The organism is Saccharothrix luteola (genome assembly GCF_020859565.1).
GTDB classification, from domain to species: domain Bacteria; phylum Actinomycetota; class Actinomycetes; order Mycobacteriales; family Pseudonocardiaceae; genus Actinosynnema; species Actinosynnema luteola.
Window position 1 is genome coordinate 1 of the sequence record NZ_JAJHUO010000057.1, and the last position, 20,437, is coordinate 20,437.

Below are 20,437 nucleotides of genomic sequence, written 5' to 3' on the forward strand. Positions count from 1 at the left end.
CTCGCCCACGAGACCCGCCGATTCCTGCACCGCCGCCAACGCCAACCGCACATCGTCCGCGGCTACTTCCAAGCCCCACACGTCCGCTACGCCATCATGTAGGCAACCGAACACTTTCGGCTCAATAATCGAGGCCGCCCGCGACGCCACGATCCCGCAGTTCAACGGCTCGTCAGCGTGACCCGGCCCGCCCATACAATCCTGCCCAGCATCGGACATGTCGCCGGAACACCGCCCAGACGACCGCTGCGCGAAGAACGTCCACGCTCCAACCACCGCGTACCCGCCCAGCGCGTCAGGTGCCGTGTACACGATCCATGAGATCACCAGCCAGGACGGTCCGAGCAACGCCGCCGCACGGCGCCGACCACGGCCAGGAAGAACACCCGGATGGAGGACATGATTCGCTTTGGCCAACGCGACCCCATTTGGCCCTGTGCAAACCGATCCTCCCAAAATCCTCCCAAGCGCATGGTTACCGACCAGTACAAACCATTGTGGACGGTCACTTCAAGATCGAATCGAGCATACGAAAAAGCCCGCTGACCTGGGCTTTCATCCAGATCGAGCGAGCTTCTTCAGACCGTCGGGACGACAGGATTTGAACCTGCGACCCCTTGACCCCCAGGTGGGCCGGATCATCGCCTGACCTGCGGAGACGTCGAATCGGCAGGTCGCGACGGTGCAGCTGGATGCACTTGAGCACAGCTCGATCCTGTTGCCCTACCTTGACTTCTCCCAATTTCCTCCCATTTTCCTCCCCTGACGGGTCTGTGTCGACCGCAGCAGGCGTCGAACGCCTGTGCATAAATCAAGTGACCGAAGTCGTCTTCAAGCGCAGTACGGCCGTAGCTGCGACAGCCGCAGCATCGACACCGCTTGATCAACAGTCAAAGCTGCGGCGTCGCAACCCGCAGACCAGAGCTGCGAAGCCGACTTTTGGCACCTTGTGAGCTGTCACCGACGGTGCGACCGGCTCTACGGCGGACGCACGTCGTGCGGATCCTTGACGATGGCGGCACCGCCCCGCTCGTCGCGGGACGGTGCCGTTGCAGAAATCAGCCGAAGTCGATGTCACTGCACAGGAAGTACTTCTGGTCCATGTGCGACGCCTTCCAGATCGTGACGAGGACGTGTCGTCCGCTGTAGCCGGAGGTGGACACGTCGGTCTTGTACTCGAACTGGGAGCCGTACCGGCCGGTCTGCTTGACGAGGTCCAGGTCGTTCCAGCCGATCATGGAGCTCGTGGGGTCGAAGCCCTGCTTGGTGATGTAGATCTTTCGGGTCACCCGTAAACCTGACCGCCACAGCTACGGGTGTTACGGCCTTTACCGCTGCCGAGAAGCAGGCAACGCTGCCGCTCACGTAGAAGTAGCACCCATTACCCCCGCGCGGCGTTCGAGGGCGTACCCCCGGCGGTGAATATCCTAATCTGCTCAGCGGCGACCGTGTAGCAAAGTCGGTTAGTGCCTGGAACCGTCCGTGCCGAGTGTGGGCTGATGATCACGCCTGGACACTTCCAAAGCGGGTGACCAGAAGGCAGCGGTTCAGGGTCCGTCACGTCCAACGCCGCACGCAAGCGGCCGGTCTGCAACTCGTTTACAAGCGCTACTGCGTCGACAATCTGACCGCGACCGGCATTGACTAGCAATGCGCCGTCATCCATTGCTGACAGAAATCCCGCGTCAACAAGTTTGTACGTGTCATCGGGCTTCTCGACCGGACGCTGATCTGGAATCAGCAGCACCTGCTCCACGCGCTGCACGAGTACGAGCGGTTCTACAACACCCACCGGCCCCACCAGGACATCGACAACGCCCGACCACTACAACCACTGCCACAGCCAGTCACCGATCAGGCGACCCTCACCCACCTCGACATCCGCAGACGGCAACGGCTGGGCGGCATCCTGAACGAGTATCACCACGCTGCCTGACCTGCACAGACGACATTTTCGGCAAGCACAGTGTCGATGACCGATCTGACGACGATGGTGTTGCCGCTCTGGGCGGTGCCCTCTCCTCCTCGCCGGGCAAGCGTCGGCGACCACGCGATCGCCAAAGAGGATACCAGTGACTGCCGGACGACAAGGTTGTACGGCAAGTCGAGCTGCGACGGCTAGACCACCAGAGCAGATCCAGTGTGCCGACAGCGGCATCTCGCAGACGCCGACGGCGGCCACATTCGCGCGGCATCGCCAGCGCGCGAGGCCGGGGCGGGCACGCGGTAGTACGACCGGAGCGGGACACCACATCGTCGACCGTGACGCCGAGAGCGGCCGAACCCGCCAACGCCCTCGCCGGAACCTCGGGATGCTTTCGATTAAATCACATCTCAAATTTAGGGGCGAAAATCGCCATACTTGACAATGTGATTCATTACCGCATCGATCACACTGGCTACGGTATGGTTGCCTCCATTTTCTACGCCTACAAACGTCTCCGGCCACCGAGGAGGAGCGCCCTGATCTTTGACGTAGTTGTAAATATTACAATGCGCACACCATTCGATTGAATCTGCCGCATCTTTCTGCCTGTGCACACCTTCACGTTCACCCTCGAACGTAGAAGAAGATTGCCACTCATTCAACATTTTGTGCCGAATATAAAAATGATGAAGGGCTCGTTCGTGACAATTTGGACATACACCGCCGACTCGAACACTCGACTGACTCCATGCTGCGTCAAAAACTTCCAGCCATTGTGCCACCAAATCAGAAGGCACAACGCGCCATTTCGAGGTGCTCATTACACTCCCACTCCCATATTCATCTGAGTCCTTTAATCCATTGCTCAAGCGCATTACCTGATCCATACGGCGTGCCATCCGCTACCGAGTTAGTATCGCCATGACTCTCGCCCGTAAAATCGCCGTTTCGAATCAAATACCTGGCGTGCTTTAGCTCGTGAGCAATCGTATTAGCTACTGCGGCGTCCCCGCCGCTTAATGCATACGGCCCTACCCTTATAACTTTACCCTCTTCGGCTTCCAGCGTCCTGCCGTACGCGCCGGGTTTAACCATTGGGTCGAACATCACTGCGATGTCTTGCCCACCCCCTCTCAGATTTATCCGGTAACTTTTCGCGACCGCACGCAAATAGGCTTCTGGCGCTGTATGCGGAGATAACTCGTACGTACGTTCGAACGGCCGTTCGACGCCGACGCGCGAGCGCTCCTCACCACTCCCATCCTCATTCGATTGATAGTCTACCGGATTCTCTGCTTCGCGTCGCTTCCGCGCGATCTCCATAATCTGCTGTAAAGGAGCAGACACCACATGCCCTGATTCGCCGACCGCCGGACGCATCGAATTACCCCGGCCATCGACAACAGCCCTCGCAACGTCGCCCACAGGAGCCTTGGGCAAGTCGTCTGCTTCGCGTCGCTTCCGCGCGATCTCCATAATCTGCTGTAAAGGAGCAGACACCACATGCCCTGATTCGCCGACCGCCGGACGCATCGAATTACCCCGGCCATCGACAACAGCCCTCGCAACGCTATCCATGGACTTTTCTATGGGCTCTCGAACCATATCGTTCATATCGACCCCGTCATCAAGTCAGGATATAGAATAGTCCTAAAATCCCAATCGAGGTTGAGGTAACTAGCCGCGCGGGCTAGACGGGTTATCGGGTCAGGATCTGGATCGAGCTTGGCAGCGGCCAACTCATAGTAGGTGTGAGTCGAACGACCTCCCCGGTAGGTTGACATGGATTCTTGGATTATGTCGGGATGCTGACCTAGCACTTCCAGTTGCCCCCGACATGACACCCTCGGGAGGTGAAGCCCTCGTTCCCGCCATTCCTCGGTATCGGGATGCGGATTAGGTGAATCCTTGACTTTCTCGAGGGCAGCGACCACGTCGTACCATCGATATCTACCAACCTGCCAGTATGTTTCGGGAACGATACTACCAGGCGATACTGTCCCAGCCAGGATACTTCGACATACCGCCCCTAAGTGCGCAGCAAGTTCTGCCGGCTGATAGTATTTTACAATTCCCGAGTAGCGGGCATCGACGGCCACCTGAACGAGCTTCCCTATGGCGCAGGTCAAAATTCGCCGATCACGCAGCGTTTTCAGGTGTTCGAGCCATTCACGGTCAGGGCTGGGCTTCGGATGGCCGATTAAAAATGCAATGGTTGTGAGTTCGATCCACAGCACTAGCCGAGGTTCAATATCGATGAAACGTTCTACTAGGCCAATCTGCACGCGGGTGCATGGGCGAGAAAAACATTCGACAGGACAGGCAGGGCTGAAGGTTGCCACGATGCCCGGGTCGCGATCGACGCCACGGATAGATTCAAAGTCATCACCCAATGGCATTCTGCCTAAAACAGGATGATCCATACCACTGGCGAATACAGCAGCTTGTCCGGGTGGAAGCGCTACGACGTAGCGCGACTGCTCGTCACTGAGATTCATGGTGGCGCCGACCATCACGCGATCATCGGCAGCCGGTAGGCGGTGCACGATCTTGAGAGCGGAGTTCTTGAGCACATCGGGAGCAATCTTGGAGGGAACCTGCTCAGCGACGACAATTCCTTCACCATAGGCGCGAACTTCGGCAAGGAGCGTTGCGAAGAGCTCAACCGCGTATGCGGATTGGCTACCCGGTTCAACCTTCTTGAGCAGACGGTGAGCTTCTTCGATCACGGTAATGTGACGTATATATTCCGCACTGTCGTCCGAGTTGCCCTGAGTCGCAAAGTCGACTCGACCTTGCCTGCGCTGCTGGTGGCGTTGACGAAGGTACTCGTTGATACGAATCAAAAATGCACCGATAAAAAAAGCTTGGTCTTGATCATTGCCGATGTCCTCGAGTTCGAGGACAGTGTTGCGGTTGAGGATTCCAGCCAAATCGAGGGGGTGACCGCCATGGAAGAAGCGGCCGGGAGTGCCGAGCGTGAGGCTGCCGAGGCGAACGTCGATAAAACCGCGGACGTTGTCGGTGATCTCCCTGCTATAGCCAATGTTCTCGACGACGTCGAGGGCGATGTCACGGAGTTCGACGAGGGTAGGAAATCGTGGAGTGATTCCGGGATATCGGGATGTGCCAAGAGCGAGGTCCCAGCCGAGGTCGCGGTAGGCGCGGTCCAGGGCGTGACTGAGGACTTGCGGAAAAGGCTCGTCAGCGTCGAAGGCGGCAAGGAAGAGAGCTCGGATGAGATCGATGTGGGTTTGGAGGGGGAAGCCGGGTTCGGGTTCGAGGGGGTTGAGGCTGACGGGGATGGCATTCGGGTCGCCGGGACGGATGGCGAGGACGGGTGGCGTGAGGTCGTGGAGGCGTCCGGCCATGCCTGCGTATTCGGCTTTGGCCGGTTCGATGACTAGCCAGGGGATGGGGCGTGGCGCTCGTGCGAGTTGTTCGAGGATGTGGCGGACGGTTTGTGATTTGCCGGAGCCGGTGGCGCCGCAGACGAAGGTGTGGCGGTTGAGGGTGTCGTAGCCGATGCGGAGTTCCCCGGCGGGGAGGTTGTCGTGGTCGAGCACCTGTCCGAGCAGGATGGTTTCGGTGTCGTCGGTGGTTTCCGGGGTGACGTCGAAGGTGGAGCGCTCGATGAGTCGGATGCCGGGAATCTCGGTGGATGGGACCTGGCTGAGGGTAGTGAGGAGGCGCGGGTCGGCCAGGAATGGCACCTGGGTCACACCTTCATCTGCCACCGTGGCGTCGAGGGCCTGCGCCAGCCCGCGGACGGGTTTGTGTGGGACGAGGGCGTACGGGGTGCCGCGGAAGTCCTGTCCGGCCACAAGCAGTCCGGCGACCGCCGCGGCCGAGGGTTCGTCGATTCCTCCGGCGAGTAGTCGTACCCGCCATAGACCGGTGGAGTGGCCGGCGCTGACTTCCCGGTAGCGGCGGGCGAGTCGTTCTGCGGTCGCCAACTCTTCGGGGTTGGATGAACGGTCGCGTGCGTCGCTTTCCAGGTCGGCCAGCGAAGCCGCTTCACGGTTCATGTCTTCGCGTGTCACGGGTTCGGCGAGCAGGAGCCAGGCGAATGGGCCGTGCCAGGCGGACAGTAGGCTCTCCTCCAGACCCGGCAAGGCTTCCGTCGTACTGTGTGCTTGGTCAGGGTGAAGGGTGGGGACGAGAGCGTCCACGACTCCGGCGACCGGAACCCACCATGGCAGTGAGTCCAGGTCGTCGCGGACGCTGCTTGGTGTGAGCGGGCGGCCGCGGGTGCCGGGTGGGAAGACCAGTGCGGCCGGGTAGTCGTGTCCGGCGGTGCTGGTGGACACCGCGATCGTGACCGGGGCTCCGATTGTGCGCCGGCACCAGGTGAGTACTAGTGGTTCCCGGCTGGCAAGTCGTTGGTGGTAGGCAGCCACGACTGCGGGGTATCGCGCGTTTAGTCGATCACGCTGTGGCACAGCTGCCCCCGACGACCTACCAGGCGCCGAGGGTTTGTACACCTCCTGAATCCGGCATAGGGAGGTGGTCGAGCCGAGCCATGCCAACGGGTTCCACCCAGGCCCTGCCCCGGGAACGGGATTGCCGATGTCGATGGTCACTGGCGCCTCCACCTGATCGGGCCGGTCGGATCGTCGTCCCCGGGGTACGAGAGCGCCTCGACGTTCTGGAGGCCGCCGCGTGTCCCAGCGGGTTGAGCTTCCAGAACTGCGATCTCGGGATTGAGCTCGACGGAGCGGACTATCCTGGGAGTGCCGTCAATAGTCGATTCCACCAGCAGCATCGCGTAGTCGGGCAGGTTCTTGATCACTTCGGGGTCGACGCGGTGCTCGTGCACGCGCTGCCGGGTCTCCGAGTCCGACCAGCTGTCGGTGGTCGCGTTCGAGACCGTGGTGCCCCAGCTGCGGGTCCTGTTCCAGGACTGAGTGTCCGCGTCGCTCCACCCCTTGGTGCGCGAGGTGTTCTTGGTCTTGGGCACGTTCGTCGACGACTGGGCACCCCGGTTCTTGCCTCGGCTGCGCGACTCGTTGACGCTCTCCGTGGTGGATCGGCCGTCGCTGTCGGAGTGGCTCACGGTGTTGGCGACCGAGTGGGTGTGTTGGCCGCCGAGGGTGGTGCTCATCTGTGAGACCGTGAACGTGTACTCCCGGCCGATGAAGTCCGCCGCACGAGTTGCCTGTTGTGGGTCGTCGAGGCGCATGAAGGCCACCGAGCCGCGGCCGACCATCCTGGCCGTCGTCTCGTCGAACCTCCGGAAGAGCACCACCAGGCGTATCCCCCTTCGTTCGCACAGCTGCGACAAGCGGTCGAGGTGGCGGGTGGCTAGGCGGTCGGCGGCGGTGACCACGAGGGTGGGAATGGATGCGGTGTTGTCAATGACCTGGCGGGCGGCCCAGCCGACGAGCAGGTCACCGAGGAAGTCGATCTGGGCGCTGGTCCAGTCGCTGGACATCGACAGCACCCTCAACTGGCCCTCCAACTCGTCCACCTCACCGGTGCCCATCGCCGAGAGGGGGCCGACCATGGCCTCCAGATTCGCCAGGTGCGGTGAAACGTGCCGCCGGTACTCGTCCGTCAGCCCTCTGCGTAGCGCCTCGCGCTCCTCTTGCGACAGCAACGAGTTGTCGGTGTCGCGGATCCTTGCGCGCATGGCCATCCGCAGCGCCGCGGCGATACGGCCCATCGACAGGCCGCCGGGGGCGATCAAGGCGAGGACTTGGGTCAGGATCCGCTCGTCGACCCCCCGCCCGACCAGATCGGGTTTCTCCTGGCCACCGTGTCGTGCTTCGACCAGAAGCCGGACCACTTGCTCGGTGCTCATCCCGGTCAGCAGGTCGACGTGCGCCAGTTCGGTGGGCAGTAGCCGGAACGCCGCCTGGTATCCCGTGTCCACTGCCCCGCGCACGAGCTCGCCCACCACGATGTCCCCGGTCAGGTCCAGCACGGTCAGGGAACGACCTTCAGCGAGGATCGACGCGCCCAGCACGGTCAGCAGCGCCTCGGCTCCATCGGTGTTGTCCCCGATGACGCTCACACGCTTCACGCCGGGAGACAGCTCCGTTGAGGTCCAGTCCGAGATATCGGCCATCCGGGCACGCTCGTGGTCCTCGAACCGCTGCCGCCGCGCCTCCCACTCCCTCACGTCCTGCTCGTGCCGCTGGTAGGACAACCGCCACGAGCGACGTACCACTCCCTTGAGCGCCCGGACGGCACCGGCCCATGTCCACCAGACCGCCGCACTCCCAAGGGCGGCTGCACCCGCCGACCACAGCATGGTCGGCCCGAACGGCAACCCCGGCCCGTCGTGGAACCAGGTCGAAATCGCCGACACCAGCCACGAGAAGAACCCGCCCGACAGCATCAGGACGAACACGCCGCCGGCGATCAGTCGGGCGCCGTGGCTGCGACGACTAGCGTCGAGCTCCACCCGCTCCAGTTGACGGGCGAGCGGGTTGCCGTGATCGTCCGCCGGTGCTCGTACCCCACCGAGATACCGACAGACCATCGGCACCAGCGCGGCCCGGATCCCGCTGCCCTCAGGCCGTGCCGCCTCTCCGGCCCAACGCGGCCGCTGCTCGCCGAACTCTCTCCTGTGCGCGGTGCGGTCGCTGAACCTCCATCCCAAACGCTCCGGCTTCTGGAACAACACCGGCCACGCAACAGACTCCGCATCGTCCAACGACACCCAGCCCACCTCGTTCCCGAGACCACGACCAGAGACAACCAACACGTCAGTAGGACACCGCGACTCGAACGCGGAACAGGGTGTCCGGCCTGCCACACCAACCGATCGCCCACGTACCGGTATCCCGACAACCCGTCGACCTCAGGCGTCACGAACCGTGAACCGCACATCCCCCAGTGCAACCGGGACTAAGCCACAAGCGATGTGGACGTCGAACTTGCAGCCCCATCCGCATGTCGAATCGGCCCAGCCCACGACCGCATGGGTACCGAAGCGTCGCGAACTGTAAGCGACGAGCGTCGGCCACCTTGTGACACCGCTTCTGTTCAACGACAGCACACTCCCCGTACGCCATCCGAGCAGGAACGAATCGAGCGTAGCGCCCAGCACCGACACTCCACGACGAGAGAACCCGCCAGCGGATCCACTCCCGGAAGCATCACCCGTTTAGCCCAGAGGAGTCCTGCGAAGACGTAGTAAGGCATCAGCCTTCACGCGTTTCCGCCTGCGCAGCCGTCAACGTGTCGAACCCTCGTAAGAGCGTGGACCCTGTCCATACGAGCCTCATGCCATTTCGCGAGGCTTACTCACAAGTCGCAGCTCAGTCAGCGAAACCGCATTTAACGGTAACGAAGGCAAGGTCCGTCGTTCACTCTTTCGGCCGACAGGATGGCCAATCCCGTTGCAACTCTGTTACGACCTCATCTGCCTCGATGCGTTCCAACGCTGTGTGCCCCGGTACGTCCGGACCTCAGGCTGCAGCGTGCCTCACCTGCAGTTTTGCCGAATGCTCAAGGCTGCGAGGACAGGTCGGTCCTCACAGGCACTCCTCGAGGAGGATCCATCCAATGAGCCCATTGCCGGACATCAGCCGTCGAGTCCGTAGCCATCGACGTCTACTTCGGCGACGGCAATCTGCACATGTGATCGACGGACTAGCTTGATGCAGGTCGAGCAAACCTCGTCAGAGAGCCGGTCGTAGTCGTAGTGCCCACCGAAAGGTGGGTTGGCCAGGATCAATGAGTACTCGCCCAAGTCGTCGGCATCCCTGCTCAACGGGTCGACCGACCGGAGATCCGGCCGCGCTACGCCGTGCAGGGCCAGGTTCATCTCCGCGATGGGTAGAAGTTCAGAATGCGCGCTGAATCCTCGGAAGACACCTTCGGGCGACGCCCCTCCCACACCCGATCGTTCAACGAACTGTCTGGCGGCCAGCAAAAGCTCTCCTGTACCGCAGAAGGGGTCGCAGATGTCGTCAGCTCTGCCGGGTCTCGTTATTTGCACCAGCAGCTCGACGATGTCGCGTGGCGTGCGGAGGTCTCCCGAGCTCCCATCCATCTTGCCGAGCAGATGCTCGTAGACAGCGCCAGCGGTGCCCGCCTCACTGACGGCGATGTCGTTGACAAACTCGACTACCTTCATCAGCAAGCTTGGCGTAGTGATCGTGAACCGCACGCTTTTGAACTGACTGAAGTGATCCGGAAACCGATAACTGAGATCCCGCAGCCATGCGACAACGTCATCGCAAATGAGCGCGAGCATGCGCTGCGGGGCCTCGTTGGTGAGCTTCGACCACCGTAGGCGCTCAGTCGCCCCTTGATAGATCAAGGGCTGCGCCGAACCGTCGGTGCCTGGGTACAGCTCCTCTAGCCGGCGAAGGTGGACCAGATAGGTGATCTGCTCGATTACCTCCAGCGGATTCGAGATGCCCGCCGCCCAGAACGAGCTCCATACCTGGTCGATCTTGCGCTTCATCTCAGCCGTGATCACCCGGTCAACGCTATCGCTCGCAGCGGACGGCTGACATCATTACGGACGAGTAGCCCGCTACGAGCCCGCTTCCGGGGTTCGCGATCGCTGGCTCGACGCCGGTGGCGCTGTTGCCGCGAGGCGGCCGATCGCGCACCGCGGTCTGCTGCACCCGTACTGCCGCGCCTGGATGCTACTGACTCGCCGGTCCAGTGGTTTCGTGCGTCGTGGGCCGCCGAGTCCGCCGCAAAGCCCGCAGTTGCCGGGCCGGTGATCTCGCCGCGACGGCGGGCGGTGGCAGCGACGAGCGGTAAGGTCTACGGCTTCAGACGACTGAGGCACAGTTCGCCGAGTCGGATCAGGGATTCCGCGAACCCGCTTCAACAAGCGGAATCAGCTCGAACCGGCTCTCGACCACTAGGCTGCCGGTGCAAAACCGCTGGTCGGCCCTGTTCCCATCCTTTGGTGCTCCCGCCGGGGATTCGAACCTGCGCACCCGGCCAGGGCATCGCCGCATAGCCCTTGCCCACTCGGCGACGCGGACGTCGTCGACAGTTCGCCCCTGGGCCACCGCGGTCGCGTCGATCGAGTCGATGCGCCGTAGCGCGGCCCGCTCCGGCACCGTGCCGTCCATACGCCAGCGATCAGCGGCACGGTGATCGCCGCTCTGCGTCCGAACGCGTCGATTAAAGCGAGATGGAGACCATATGGGCAGGTCGGAGCGGGTTCAGCACGCTCGGCGCACGGTGACGCCAGTTCACGCCAACGGGTGATGTTTGGCGCAGGTTGGGCGGATTCACCCGTTCGGGACGACCCCATTTGGCGTTGGTCAAAGATCTGGAGCGACCCGCTCCTGATTTCGCTCCTAAACAGCGTTCACCAAGATCGCAAAGTTACCGTTCCGTGACCGAATAAAGATCGACACCAGCGCACGAAAAAGCCCGCCGACCTGGGAAAATGTCCAGGTCCAGCGGGCTTCTTCAGACCGTCGGGACGACAGGATTTGAACCTGCGACCCCTTGACCCCCAGTTAAGCGCTCACATGAGCGGTCGATGGATCGCGAGCTATATGGATCGCGCCGCGATGCGGTCGGTCAGTTCGATCGTGGCCAGGTACCACCAGAAAATCCAGTCGAGGAAAGCCGGATCGTAGTCGGCTCGTTGAGCCTCGTTCTGGTGTCGCAGGTTGAACTTGTTGGCGATCTGGAACAGTGCGTCCTCGTCCTTGCCGAGCAGCTCGTCGCGGATGAGCTTGCGTCGTTCCTCGAGCACGTTGCACAGCACGACCACTGCGGAGCGTTTCTGGTGCTTGTCGGCGCCGCGGGCACGGAACAGGGCGATGGCGTGCCGGAGCTGGTCCGTCACTTCTCCTTCCTGGCGGTCGAGCGTGGAGTGCATCAGCTCGGTGCGGGCGTCGTCGGTCATGGCGACCAGGCGGCCGACGTCCTCGCCGTCGTCGGCCAGGCGCAGGTGCACATCGCTGCGTTCGAGCAGTCGGTTCACGCGCCAGCGGTAGACGGCGCCGCCGGTCTCGACGGAGTACTGGCCGTGATGCCAGCCGCATCCGGCGTAGGGGTGCATCTCGCGGGTCTGCGGACGTGCCGCGAGGTCGTGCAGGACCTCGACGAGGACGAAGAACAGGTCCTCGTCCTGGGTGAGCTGGTCGGAGTCGAGCGGCCACGCGGTCCGCGCTCCGCTTTCCCGCTCGATGATCTCGGACGGGTGGATCTCCCTGGAGTCGTCGACACAGTCCTTGCCGAAGCTCTTCTCAAAGTAGCCCCGTGCGTCCAGCTCGTTCACCAGGGCCACGAACTGCCGCACGGTCGCAGCACGTGCCAGGGAGACTTGACCATCCCGGTTCTGCGTTCGGTCCAGTAGGGCCTGCGGTGCGTACGGGACTCGGGGAAGCGTTCAGCGTTCTGCATCAGGGTGCGCAGGAACTTGTGCTCGGACGACAGGGGTGCCTGAGTCATCTTCCGCGTTCCCCCCGGATCGTCGCCGAAGGGTCGGGCGGGCAGGTCACGGAACTCGTTGACGGGTCCGCTGTCGGCTCCGTCCGCGAAGGCGTCTTCGAGCAGGAGTTCGCATGCCTCGTTCCACTTGCGGTGATCGCGGTTGTTGAGCAGCCGCGACGCCTCCCTGACGAACAACCACCGCGGCCACCGCAACCGGTAGTCGACACTGTCGAAGCGCGAACCCATCCCCGCATCTTCCCAGGCACAAAGCCTCTCCGATGCGGGATGGTCTCCGCACTGCTCGTTTCGACCACACCGTGGAGCTGTGATTTCTCCATCGAACACTTGTTTAAGTTGACACTGAAGATATTACAGTCATCGACGATAGCCGGATGACGTGACGCGTCCCCATAGGCCCTCTCAACGTCGAACCGCTGGTGCTGCGACACGAGTCGGCGTGCTGCGCCGAGCCGGTCCTCATCCGCGGTTGGGCTGGGCCGATCGCGCGCGGCTCGCGGCGTTGGCGCCGATTTCCCCGACTGGTGGCACCGGGAACGCTCCTGCGCCGGCACCAGCGCCTCGTCGCGAAGAAGTAGACGTACCCGAACCGGACGGGGTGCCCCAGGCCGTCCGGGTCTCCGGATCGGTCAAGTCGAAGAAACTCGGAGCAGCTGTGTTGCTTTTGAGGCCTTTCGGCGGAGTTGAGGGGTGCTGACGGCGCCGTACCGCGGCACCGCTTTCCCACCGGAGGTCCTCATGGCGAACACAGTCCCCGGCCGGGCGTTCGGATCGGCCGCCGACCCCGTCGACGGGCAGGCGACGACCGACTCCGACGCGGCCGCTCCGAAACTTCCGGAGGCAGCGGACGGCGGGCGGCTGTTGCACACCCCGGCGCAGGCGGCGCGAGTGTTGTCGGTGCGAGAGTCCTGGTTGCGCCGCATGGCCGGGCGCGGCGAGATCCCGTGCACCTTCCTGGGCAAGCATCTGCGGTTCTCCGACGCCGACCTGCGCTCCATCGTCCACCGCGGATCCCGCTCCGCTCGTCGCAACGCCATGTCCCGGCCGGAGGCACACGGTCCGTATTCGCGGCGGCGACAGGGCTGAACACAGTTCGCTTGCGTCACAACGGGTATAGAGCGTCACTGTCCGTCGGCCGTCGTCCACGACGGACCGATATCCCGACGAAGAGCCAGAGGAGACTGCCATGGCCTGGGCGGAGAAACGCGGTGACGGGTACCGGGTGCGCTACCGGTTGCCGGACGGATCGTTGTTCACCGAGAACGGGTTCGACACGCGCGAGGAGGCCGAGACCGGGCGAAGGACGTGGAGTCCGATCAGCGACGGGGACGGTTCGTCGATCCCCGGCTGGGGCAGACCCGGTTCGGCGACTGGGTGCAGGAGTGGGTGCAGGCCCACGACGTCAGCGCAGTGACGTGGGCGACCTACGACTCCCATCTGCGCAACCACATCCTGCCCCGCTTCGCCGACACCGAGCTGGGCGACCTGTCGCGGATGGTGGTCAAGATCTGGGCCAAACAACTGCGACGATCGCTGGGCGAGCGCAGCGTCGCCGACGTGGTCAACCTGCTGTCGCGGATCATGGGCGAAGCCGTCGACGAAGGCATGATCGGCGCCAACCCCTGCCGCAAACTCCGCCTCACCACCGGTGACCAACCCGAACGACCCCACGCCACCACCGCCCAGATCGCCGGCCTGGCCGCCCGCGTGTCCCCCGACAACGCCGCCCTGATCGTCACCGGCGCCTACACGGGCCTGCGCTGGGGTGAACTGACCGGACTGCAATGGACACGCGTCGACACGGCCAACCGGGAGATCCGCGTCGACGCACACGACGGCGCCCTCCACGAGGTCGGAGGCAAACTCACCCTCGGACCACCCAAGACACCCGCCAGCGTCCGCACCGTGCACCTACCCGAGTTCCTGGCCGACCTGCTCGAGGACCACCACGACCGCCACCCCACCGCCCGGTTCGTGTTCACCGGAACCGACGGCGGCTTCCACCGACGGTCCAACTTCCGCCGCCGCGTCTGGCTACCCGCCCTGCGCGGCGACACCGCCACCGGCCGACCACGGATCAACCCCGACATGCACTTCCACGACCTACGCCACACCCACAAAACCTGGCTCATCGAGGACCGCGTCCCCGAAGTCCTGCAACACAAAAGGATCGGCCACAAGTTCCACGGCGTCATGGGCGTCTACTCCCACGTCACCCAACCCATGATCGACGCCATGCTCGCCGCACTCCAACACCGCTGGGAGCAAACCCGGGAGCAAACGGGGAGCACGAACCCATGACCACCTTCGCAAATACGGTTGTGGTCAAGATCGTTTGCTCCCCAACTGCTCCCCGAAACGATCAATGGCCCACAGACAGTGATCGTCTGCAGGCCATTGACCAGGTAAAACACACTGTGGGCGATACTGGGATCGAACCAGTGACCTCTTCGGTGTGAACGAAGCGCTCTCCCGCTGAGCTAAACGCCCGTATTCGGTTCTCACACCCGCTCTCGCGGTGTGGCCATAGCTTACAACATCATCCCCGCGAACCAAAAATCGGGCTCTCCAACCACGTCCACTCGAGTCCGAACCAGCCGCCTACCAGCGCGAACACACCGAGCAGCCAGCACGTCACGACCACCACGAGGCCGGTGCCGGCCAGCACGAGCCCCTTCACCAAGAGGTTCTGCCGCCGCAACCACGCGACCCACGCGTCGTAGTAGCGCTTGGCGAACCGCAGCACGCGGCCCGCCCACTCGAACTCGGTGGCCAGGATCGCCAGGCCGGCGAAGACGACCAGCCAGCCCGGTCCGGGGTACGGGATCATCAGCACGCCCGCGACCAGCACCAAGCCGCCCACCACACCGACACCGATGCGGTAGGTCATGTTCAGCGCGGGGTTGCGGCGGAACCAGCGGAGGTGCTGGGTGCCCTTGTCGGTGTCTTCGCGCTGTTCTGTGCCCATGCCCACATCATCGCTCATTCGCCGCTCACGCGGGGCCTACCTGGCCCGATGCCAACACGCTCGATGGCCGCGCGGGCGCCGTGCGGCCCTCTTCCAACGAGATCCCGAAGCCTTTGTGCCCGTGCGCGTCGGGCGACCACGCCAGAAGTCGCACGTCCGCATCACTCGCCGTGACATCGAATGTGGCCAACGCCACAGGCTCCGGCGTGCCGGTCCCCCACACCACGTAGATCTGCCGCGTCACGTCGTTGGACGGCAAATCCGTCGGCACGATCGCGGCGGCGTCGTCGGCTGACAGCAGCACGGCCACCGCGTCGCCCGACTCGTCCTGCAGCACGGCCCGGGTCGCATCCGGGTCGGCCGCGATCCGCAGCGCGCGCTCCATCTGCCCGGCCCGCACGTCCTGCTCCGCGACCCGTTCGTTCAGCTGGCCGAACCGCACCCCCGCGACACCGATCCCGGCCACCACGACCAACGCCGCCGCGGCCAGGAGCAGCTTGCGCCCCCATCCACCGGGCCGGTCACGTCGCCGTGATCCCAGTGGAACCGGCTCGTCCACCTGCACCTGGGGTGTGTGCTCGATCGCATCCATCAGACGCGTTCGCAGGCGTTCGGGCGGGTCGTACTGGCGGACCGACCCGCCCAACGCGGCCGTCACCTCCTGCGTGGCGCGGACCGACTCCTGGCACCGCCCGCATCCCAGCACGTGGGCCCTCACCAGCGCTTCCTCGCCCGGCTCGAGCGCGTGCATCGCGTATCCGACCGCGAGCTCCTCCTCAGGGCACCGGTCGTCGTTCTGCTCCCCGGTCACCGTTGTGCTCCCGTCGTCGTGCCCGGCGCGTCGCCGCCGGTCTCGGCCGCCCACACCGAGCGCAGTGCCGTGCGCAGCCCGCGGATGGCGGCGAACGTGCGCGATTTCACCGTGCCGAGGGGTATGCCGGTCAACGCCGCGACCTCGATCTGCGTGTAACCGCCCAGGTAGGCCAGCGTGAGCACTTGCCTCTGGTCTTCGGGAAGCCGTTGCAGCGCCTCACGCACCTCGGCGCCCACCACAGCGGTCAACGCGGCGTGATCCGCGCCTTCCGCCGGTGTGACGTTGCGCTCAGAGACCTCGTCGGCCAAGGGGACACTTCGTCTACGCTGGGTGTTCTCGCGACGGACCGCGTCAACCGCGCGGTGGTGCACCACGGTCATCAGCCAGGTGCCGAACCCGCCGCGTGAGCGGTCGTAGGCCGCGGGATTGCGCCAGAGGGCCAGGAACGCCTCCTGGACGACGTCCTCGGCCAGGCCCGGGTCGACACAGATCCTCCGGGCGAGCGAATACGCCGGTTTCCCGTACCGGTCGTAGAGTTCACCGAACGCCGTGCGGTCACCCACCGTCACCCGTGCGGCGAGTTCCACGTCGGTGGGACGTCGCAGGTCCGGGTCGTGTCGCGGCGGGGGTGAGTCAGCCACCAGAGAGGTCCTCACGTCCAACATTCGCGCAACAGCCGGTACCGGGTTCAGGTTAAACCCAGCAAGATGGGAGCAGCCTGACCCAGTGGACACGGAACGCATCGAGGTGGTAGCCCAGTGGAGTTGCATGACCCCAATCGGGTGATAAACCACCAAGAGTCGAGCGTTCCTCGCCACATATACGTCACAAGTAGAGAACTCGGTCGTTCCATTGGCCGGGAAGGGAGAAGAGGGTAACGACGATGCGCAATGACCACGTGACACTCCGCTCAACAGCGGTCTTCGACCTGCTGGCGCCGAGGACCCCGGCCGTCCCGGTGCAGGTGGAGCTTCGCTATGACACGAAAGACCCGTACGCGGTAGTTGCCGCGTTCCGAACCGGCCGTGCCGGCTGGGTGGAGTGGGTCTTCGCCCGCGACCTGCTCGCCGACGGCCTGATCGCCGACGCGGGGGACGGCGACGTCCGAATCCGCCCGGCCGCCGACGACCCCGAGGTCGTGGTGATCGAACTGAGCTCGCCGTCCGGCCACGCCATGTTCGAGGCCTCGGCGCAGGAACTCGCCGACTTCCTCGACCGGACCTACGACGTCGTCGTGCCCGGGAACGAGCACCTGTGGGTCGACGTCGACGAGGCCCTGACCCACCTGATCTCCAACGATCTGACGTAAAAGCGCAGGTAGCGGGCCTGCGAGGAGGTCAGGGACCCCCCGATTTGATCCCGCTGCGGTGCATGTAATAAAGTTCCTCTCGCACCGAGGAAGACCGGAACGACAAGCCCCAAAAGGGAAAGTTCCAAGTAATCCACGGGGCATGCGGATGTAGCGCAGTTGGTAGCGCATCACCTTGCCAAGGTGAGGGTCGCGAGTTCGAGTCTCGTCATCCGCTCGGCAGAGGGCCCCTTGGGCTCAGGCCTGACTCCTGGGTGCTAGCCTTCAGGAATCACGGCGGAGTGGCCGAGTGGCTTAGGCAAGGGCCTGCAAAGCCCTGTACACGGGTTCGATTCCCGTCTCCGCCTCGGACGATTAGCTCAGCGGGAGAGCACTACCTTGACACGGTAGGGGTCACTGGTTCAATCCCAGTATCGTCCACCATCTATAAACGCAGGTCAGAAGCCCGGTCCTCGATCTTGAGGCCGGGCTTCTTGAGTTCCAAGCAAGATCAATGGCGATGAAATGGCGATGGGGTGCCCGGACGGTAGTGCTCGTAGGTCCGCGACGGTGGCCCGCAGGTGGGGGAACCATCCGATGATTGTGGCCAGCTCGTCGTCCCGCAGCGCCAGCAGGGACCCGCGCCACCGGGCTTCGAGACCGTTGATCAACTGAGCCTTCATGACGCTCGTCACATGGTCGTACACCCTGGCGATGCCCTTCATCTTCTGCCCGAGCCTCGCCCGGCGTGCGACCTGCGGCACACCGTCCTCGACCATCCACGTCGCGTGGGTGTGCCTGCCCTCGTGGAAGGTGATCCACGGCAGGATCGCCGAAGTGTGACCAGGGGCACCCGGCTGGTCAGGCTTGCGCCCATCCCACGCCGGCCGCCAGAACCGCTGCCGGAAGTTACTCCGACGCAGCAGCGTGCCGTCCGGTGAGGTGAAGACGAACGACCCGAGACGGCTGTCGAGCAACGTCTCGTAGAACACGGCGATGCTCGGCGGCAACACGATGGGCCTTGTTCCCGCCGGCGTCTTCGTCCTCCCCCTCTTGCCTTTCGTACGACGCGTGACGTGTCCCACATCTGGCCTTGAGGTGGGGCGCTCGTGTGAGTAGCTGTTTCCGAGCTACTGATGTCGGGTGAGTCGGCGGCTGGTGATGCGGATCATGGACCAGCGGACCATGGCCTCGTGGTGGTGCGGAAGTCGTTCGTAGTCGCGGACGCGGCGGCGGTGTCCGGTGATCCAGGCAAGACTTCGTTCGACCACCCACCTTCTGGGCAGCACGGTGAAGTACGGCACCTGCGGGCGTTGCACGATCCCCACCGCCAGGCGAAGGGTCTTCCGCGCCCAGTCGAGCAGGGAGCCGGTGTAGCCGCCGTCGGCCCACACCAACGACACCCGCCCGCCGGCGATATCGCGCAGGCGCCGCAACAGGCTGCGGGCGGCGACCCGGTCCTGCGTCGAGGCCGGCGTCACCAGCACCGCCAACAACAGCCCCAGGGTGTCCACGACGATGTGGCGCTTGCGGCCGGCGACCTTCTTCCCGCCGTCCCAGCCCCGTGTGGCCCGGCCGACGGTGGCGGCCGCGCGCACCGACTGCGAGTCCATGACCGCCGCCGACGGTGCCGCTGCCCGGCCTTCCGCCAGGCGGACGCGGTCGCGCAACGCGTCGAGCAGCCGCTGCGACGCGCCGACCTTCTCCCAGGCGGCGAAACGCTTGTAGACCGTCTGCCACGGCGGGAAGTCCGCCGGCAAAGCCCGCCACTTGATCCCGTTGTCCACCACGTAGCCAATCGCGTCCACGATCAGGCGACGGCAGTGCTTCTCCCACCGCCCGCCCCGACCCGCCAGACACGCCGGATCGGGCAACAGCGGGTCGAGCTCGGCCCACTGGGCATCGGTGACGTCGGTGGGATACCGGGCCGTCCGTTCGGTGGGCCGGTGGGAGGCGGACAGGCGGCAGCAGAGGGCACCCGCGGTGGAACCGCCCGCGGGCATCGGGCACGATAACAACGGAACTCCTGGCAGAGCGGCGCTTCGACAACGTCCGATCTACCAGGAGTTCCCTCGTCCGCGCACCAAAAGGCCTCCGCCGGCCCAAGCTCAGAAACGGCCACTCACACACGCAACCGTTCATCCCAAAGTTGTTCGCAACCCTCACCTGCGCGGCGAAGAGTCCCGGGAGCTGACACCGCGTCAAGTGAAGGCTGAACAGCGTCGCCTGCTCGACGATAGGAGCGTCGACGAAGCTGCAGTCGACGAACTCGACAGGGAACTGTACCGACGCGGCTTCGAGGTCGAGGGTGCCTGTGATCCGCATGTCCCGAAGAACCAACGTACGGGGATCACCGAGACGGCCGAGCAGGATCGCCTGCACCTTCAACGCACGAATGGTTTCGTGAGCAGCTGAGTGGTCAACCGCTTCGCCCGACCTGATCGCGCCGATTAGGCGAAGTTCGGCAGCAATGGGTTCGTCCGTCATCGCGTCACCTCTGGACCGTCCGGGTGACAAGTAGGTCGACAATCGGGAGCAGACCGTTACTGCCATGCTGCCGGATTCACCCGAACGAGTGCCAGAGAGAGCTGGCGCAGTCCCTGGACGAGCGAGAGAGCCTGCGTGTCGCAGCACGTCTAAGCCGATGGTGCTGCGCTCCCCAGGCGTGGCCGCGCACCCATCGAACTGAGCCGCGAAGCTGAAGCTGACCCCCTCGAGGTTATCTGCATTCGAATCGCAGCCTCCCCGTGTGGCAGATCCTGGCGGAACTCGACCTCGCCGACGAGCACCGCGCGCTCGGCGGGACCTGGATCGGGTGATCACGGCAGCCGCAGCGCGGTGAGCATCGCCCGCCGCTCGTGATAGGGCAGGTGCTGTGTCGATCAGCCGTCTAGGAGCAGCAGGTCGAACACGTAGTAGGCGACCGGTGCGACGCGCAACGCCCAGACGCCCACGGTGCTGCGAGTGTGCCGCTGCAGCAGCCCGCTTCTAGCGCCGACGCCAACGGCACATTGTCCGCAACTACTTCCGGGCACCGCACATCCGCTACGC

General features: G+C 64.1%; 18 protein-coding genes and 4 tRNA genes. 7 read left to right on the forward strand and 15 right to left on the reverse strand.

The annotated features are described in order from the left end of the window. Positions 1 to 1,058 precede the first annotated feature (1,058 nt). The 9 genes from LNK82_RS45925 to LNK82_RS45965 form a co-directional block, all read right to left on the reverse strand. Entirely contained in the window at positions 1,059 to 1,289 is a 231-nt protein-coding gene (locus tag LNK82_RS45925; RefSeq protein ID WP_230573114.1) for a lytic polysaccharide monooxygenase, read from the reverse strand. Between the two features lie 92 nt (positions 1,290 to 1,381). Further along, entirely contained in the window at positions 1,382 to 1,666 is a 285-nt protein-coding gene (locus LNK82_RS45930; RefSeq protein ID WP_372470817.1) for an NAD(P)-dependent oxidoreductase, read from the reverse strand. Between the two features lie 674 nt (positions 1,667 to 2,340). Further along, entirely contained in the window at positions 2,341 to 2,748 is a 408-nt protein-coding gene (locus LNK82_RS45935) for a hypothetical protein (protein WP_230573115.1), read from the reverse strand. A 19-nt stretch (positions 2,749 to 2,767) separates the two neighbouring features. After that, a complete protein-coding gene (locus LNK82_RS45940) occupies positions 2,768 to 3,505 on the reverse strand; it encodes a hypothetical protein (protein ID WP_230573116.1) in 738 nt (245 codons plus the stop codon). Positions 3,506 to 3,537: 32 nt separating this feature from the next. Then, complete coding sequence (locus LNK82_RS45945; RefSeq protein ID WP_230573117.1) at positions 3,538 to 6,237, reverse strand: ATP-binding protein; 2,700 nt, start codon at positions 6,235 to 6,237, stop codon at positions 3,538 to 3,540. A gap of 269 nt (positions 6,238 to 6,506) precedes the next feature. After that, the gene (locus tag LNK82_RS45950) at positions 6,507 to 8,594 is read right to left on the reverse strand and encodes a recombinase family protein (RefSeq protein ID WP_230573118.1); all 2,088 of its coding nucleotides are present in this window, start codon (positions 8,592 to 8,594) and stop codon (positions 6,507 to 6,509) included. Between the two features lie 867 nt (positions 8,595 to 9,461). Further along, positions 9,462 to 10,364, reverse strand: coding sequence for a class I SAM-dependent DNA methyltransferase (locus LNK82_RS45955; protein WP_230573119.1), 903 nt, complete (start codon positions 10,362 to 10,364; stop codon positions 9,462 to 9,464). A gap of 1,044 nt (positions 10,365 to 11,408) precedes the next feature. Then, entirely contained in the window at positions 11,409 to 12,164 is a 756-nt protein-coding gene (locus tag LNK82_RS45960) for a hypothetical protein (RefSeq protein ID WP_230573120.1), read from the reverse strand. After that, entirely contained in the window at positions 12,140 to 12,544 is a 405-nt protein-coding gene (locus tag LNK82_RS45965) for a hypothetical protein (RefSeq protein WP_230573121.1), read from the reverse strand. The genes LNK82_RS45960 and LNK82_RS45965 overlap by 25 nt, the downstream gene beginning before the upstream one ends. A gap of 462 nt (positions 12,545 to 13,006) precedes the next feature. Between LNK82_RS45965 and LNK82_RS45970 the strand changes: the two genes are divergently transcribed. Further along, positions 13,007 to 13,402 (forward strand): helix-turn-helix domain-containing protein, encoded by a 396-nt coding sequence (locus LNK82_RS45970; protein WP_230573122.1) that lies wholly within the window; start codon positions 13,007 to 13,009, stop codon positions 13,400 to 13,402. Positions 13,403 to 13,621: 219 nt separating this feature from the next. After that, positions 13,622 to 14,617 (forward strand): tyrosine-type recombinase/integrase, encoded by a 996-nt coding sequence (locus LNK82_RS45975; protein WP_230573123.1) that lies wholly within the window; start codon positions 13,622 to 13,624, stop codon positions 14,615 to 14,617. A gap of 117 nt (positions 14,618 to 14,734) precedes the next feature. Here the strand turns inward: LNK82_RS45975 and LNK82_RS45980 are convergent. From LNK82_RS45980 to LNK82_RS45995, 4 genes are all read right to left on the reverse strand, one after another. Continuing rightward, positions 14,735 to 14,806, reverse strand: a tRNA-Val gene (locus LNK82_RS45980). A 49-nt stretch (positions 14,807 to 14,855) separates the two neighbouring features. Continuing rightward, complete coding sequence (locus tag LNK82_RS45985) at positions 14,856 to 15,284, reverse strand: TIGR02611 family protein (RefSeq protein WP_230573124.1); 429 nt, start codon at positions 15,282 to 15,284, stop codon at positions 14,856 to 14,858. 25 nt (positions 15,285 to 15,309) lie between these two features. Next, positions 15,310 to 16,095 carry an anti-sigma factor gene (locus tag LNK82_RS45990; RefSeq protein WP_230573125.1) on the reverse strand — a complete coding sequence of 262 codons (786 nt, stop codon included), beginning with the start codon at positions 16,093 to 16,095 and terminating at the stop codon, positions 15,310 to 15,312. Next, positions 16,092 to 16,739, reverse strand: coding sequence for an RNA polymerase sigma factor (locus tag LNK82_RS45995; protein ID WP_230573126.1), 648 nt, complete (start codon positions 16,737 to 16,739; stop codon positions 16,092 to 16,094). Before LNK82_RS45995 ends, LNK82_RS45990 begins: the two co-directional genes overlap by 4 nt. Before the next feature lie 242 nt (positions 16,740 to 16,981). Between LNK82_RS45995 and LNK82_RS46000 the strand changes: the two genes are divergently transcribed. The 4 genes from LNK82_RS46000 (at position 16,982) to LNK82_RS46015 (ending at position 17,830) form a co-directional block, all read left to right on the forward strand. Further along, entirely contained in the window at positions 16,982 to 17,407 is a 426-nt protein-coding gene (locus LNK82_RS46000) for an SsgA family sporulation/cell division regulator (RefSeq protein ID WP_073893954.1), read from the forward strand. 144 nt (positions 17,408 to 17,551) lie between these two features. After that, positions 17,552 to 17,624, forward strand: a tRNA-Gly gene (locus LNK82_RS46005). A 58-nt stretch (positions 17,625 to 17,682) separates the two neighbouring features. After that, positions 17,683 to 17,754, forward strand: a tRNA-Cys gene (locus LNK82_RS46010). A 1-nt stretch (position 17,755) separates the two neighbouring features. After that, positions 17,756 to 17,830: transfer RNA gene (locus tag LNK82_RS46015), tRNA-Val, on the forward strand. A 14-nt stretch (positions 17,831 to 17,844) separates the two neighbouring features. Here the strand turns inward: LNK82_RS46015 and LNK82_RS46020 are convergent. Together LNK82_RS46020 and LNK82_RS46025 are read right to left on the reverse strand one after the other, a co-directional pair. After that, complete coding sequence (locus tag LNK82_RS46020) at positions 17,845 to 18,378, reverse strand: site-specific integrase (RefSeq protein WP_230573127.1); 534 nt, start codon at positions 18,376 to 18,378, stop codon at positions 17,845 to 17,847. A gap of 138 nt (positions 18,379 to 18,516) precedes the next feature. After that, positions 18,517 to 19,389, reverse strand: coding sequence for an IS5 family transposase (locus LNK82_RS46025; protein ID WP_230573128.1), 873 nt, complete (start codon positions 19,387 to 19,389; stop codon positions 18,517 to 18,519). A 202-nt stretch (positions 19,390 to 19,591) separates the two neighbouring features. On the opposite strand from LNK82_RS46025, the gene LNK82_RS46030 reads away from it, so the two are divergent. Further along, complete coding sequence (locus tag LNK82_RS46030; protein ID WP_230573129.1) at positions 19,592 to 19,801, forward strand: hypothetical protein; 210 nt, start codon at positions 19,592 to 19,594, stop codon at positions 19,799 to 19,801. Positions 19,802 to 20,437: the final 636 nt, after the last annotated feature.

Excerpts from the sequence above, each read along its gene's own strand:
- LNK82_RS45930 (WP_372470817.1), bottom strand. The coding sequence starts at position 1,666 with ATGGATGACGGCGCATTGCTAGTCAATGCCGGTCGCGGTCAGATTGTC.
- LNK82_RS45935 (WP_230573115.1), bottom strand. The coding sequence starts at position 2,748 with ATGAGCACCTCGAAATGGCGCGTTGTGCCTTCTGATTTGGTGGCACAA.
- LNK82_RS45940 (WP_230573116.1), bottom strand. The coding sequence starts at position 3,505 with ATGGATAGCGTTGCGAGGGCTGTTGTCGATGGCCGGGGTAATTCGATG.
- LNK82_RS45965 (WP_230573121.1), bottom strand. The coding sequence starts at position 12,544 with ATGGGTTCGCGCTTCGACAGTGTCGACTACCGGTTGCGGTGGCCGCGG.
- LNK82_RS45985 (WP_230573124.1), bottom strand. The coding sequence starts at position 15,284 with ATGGGCACAGAACAGCGCGAAGACACCGACAAGGGCACCCAGCACCTC.
- LNK82_RS46000 (WP_073893954.1), top strand. The coding sequence starts at position 16,982 with ATGCGCAATGACCACGTGACACTCCGCTCAACAGCGGTCTTCGACCTG.
- LNK82_RS46025 (WP_230573128.1), bottom strand. The coding sequence starts at position 19,389 with ATGCCCGCGGGCGGTTCCACCGCGGGTGCCCTCTGCTGCCGCCTGTCC.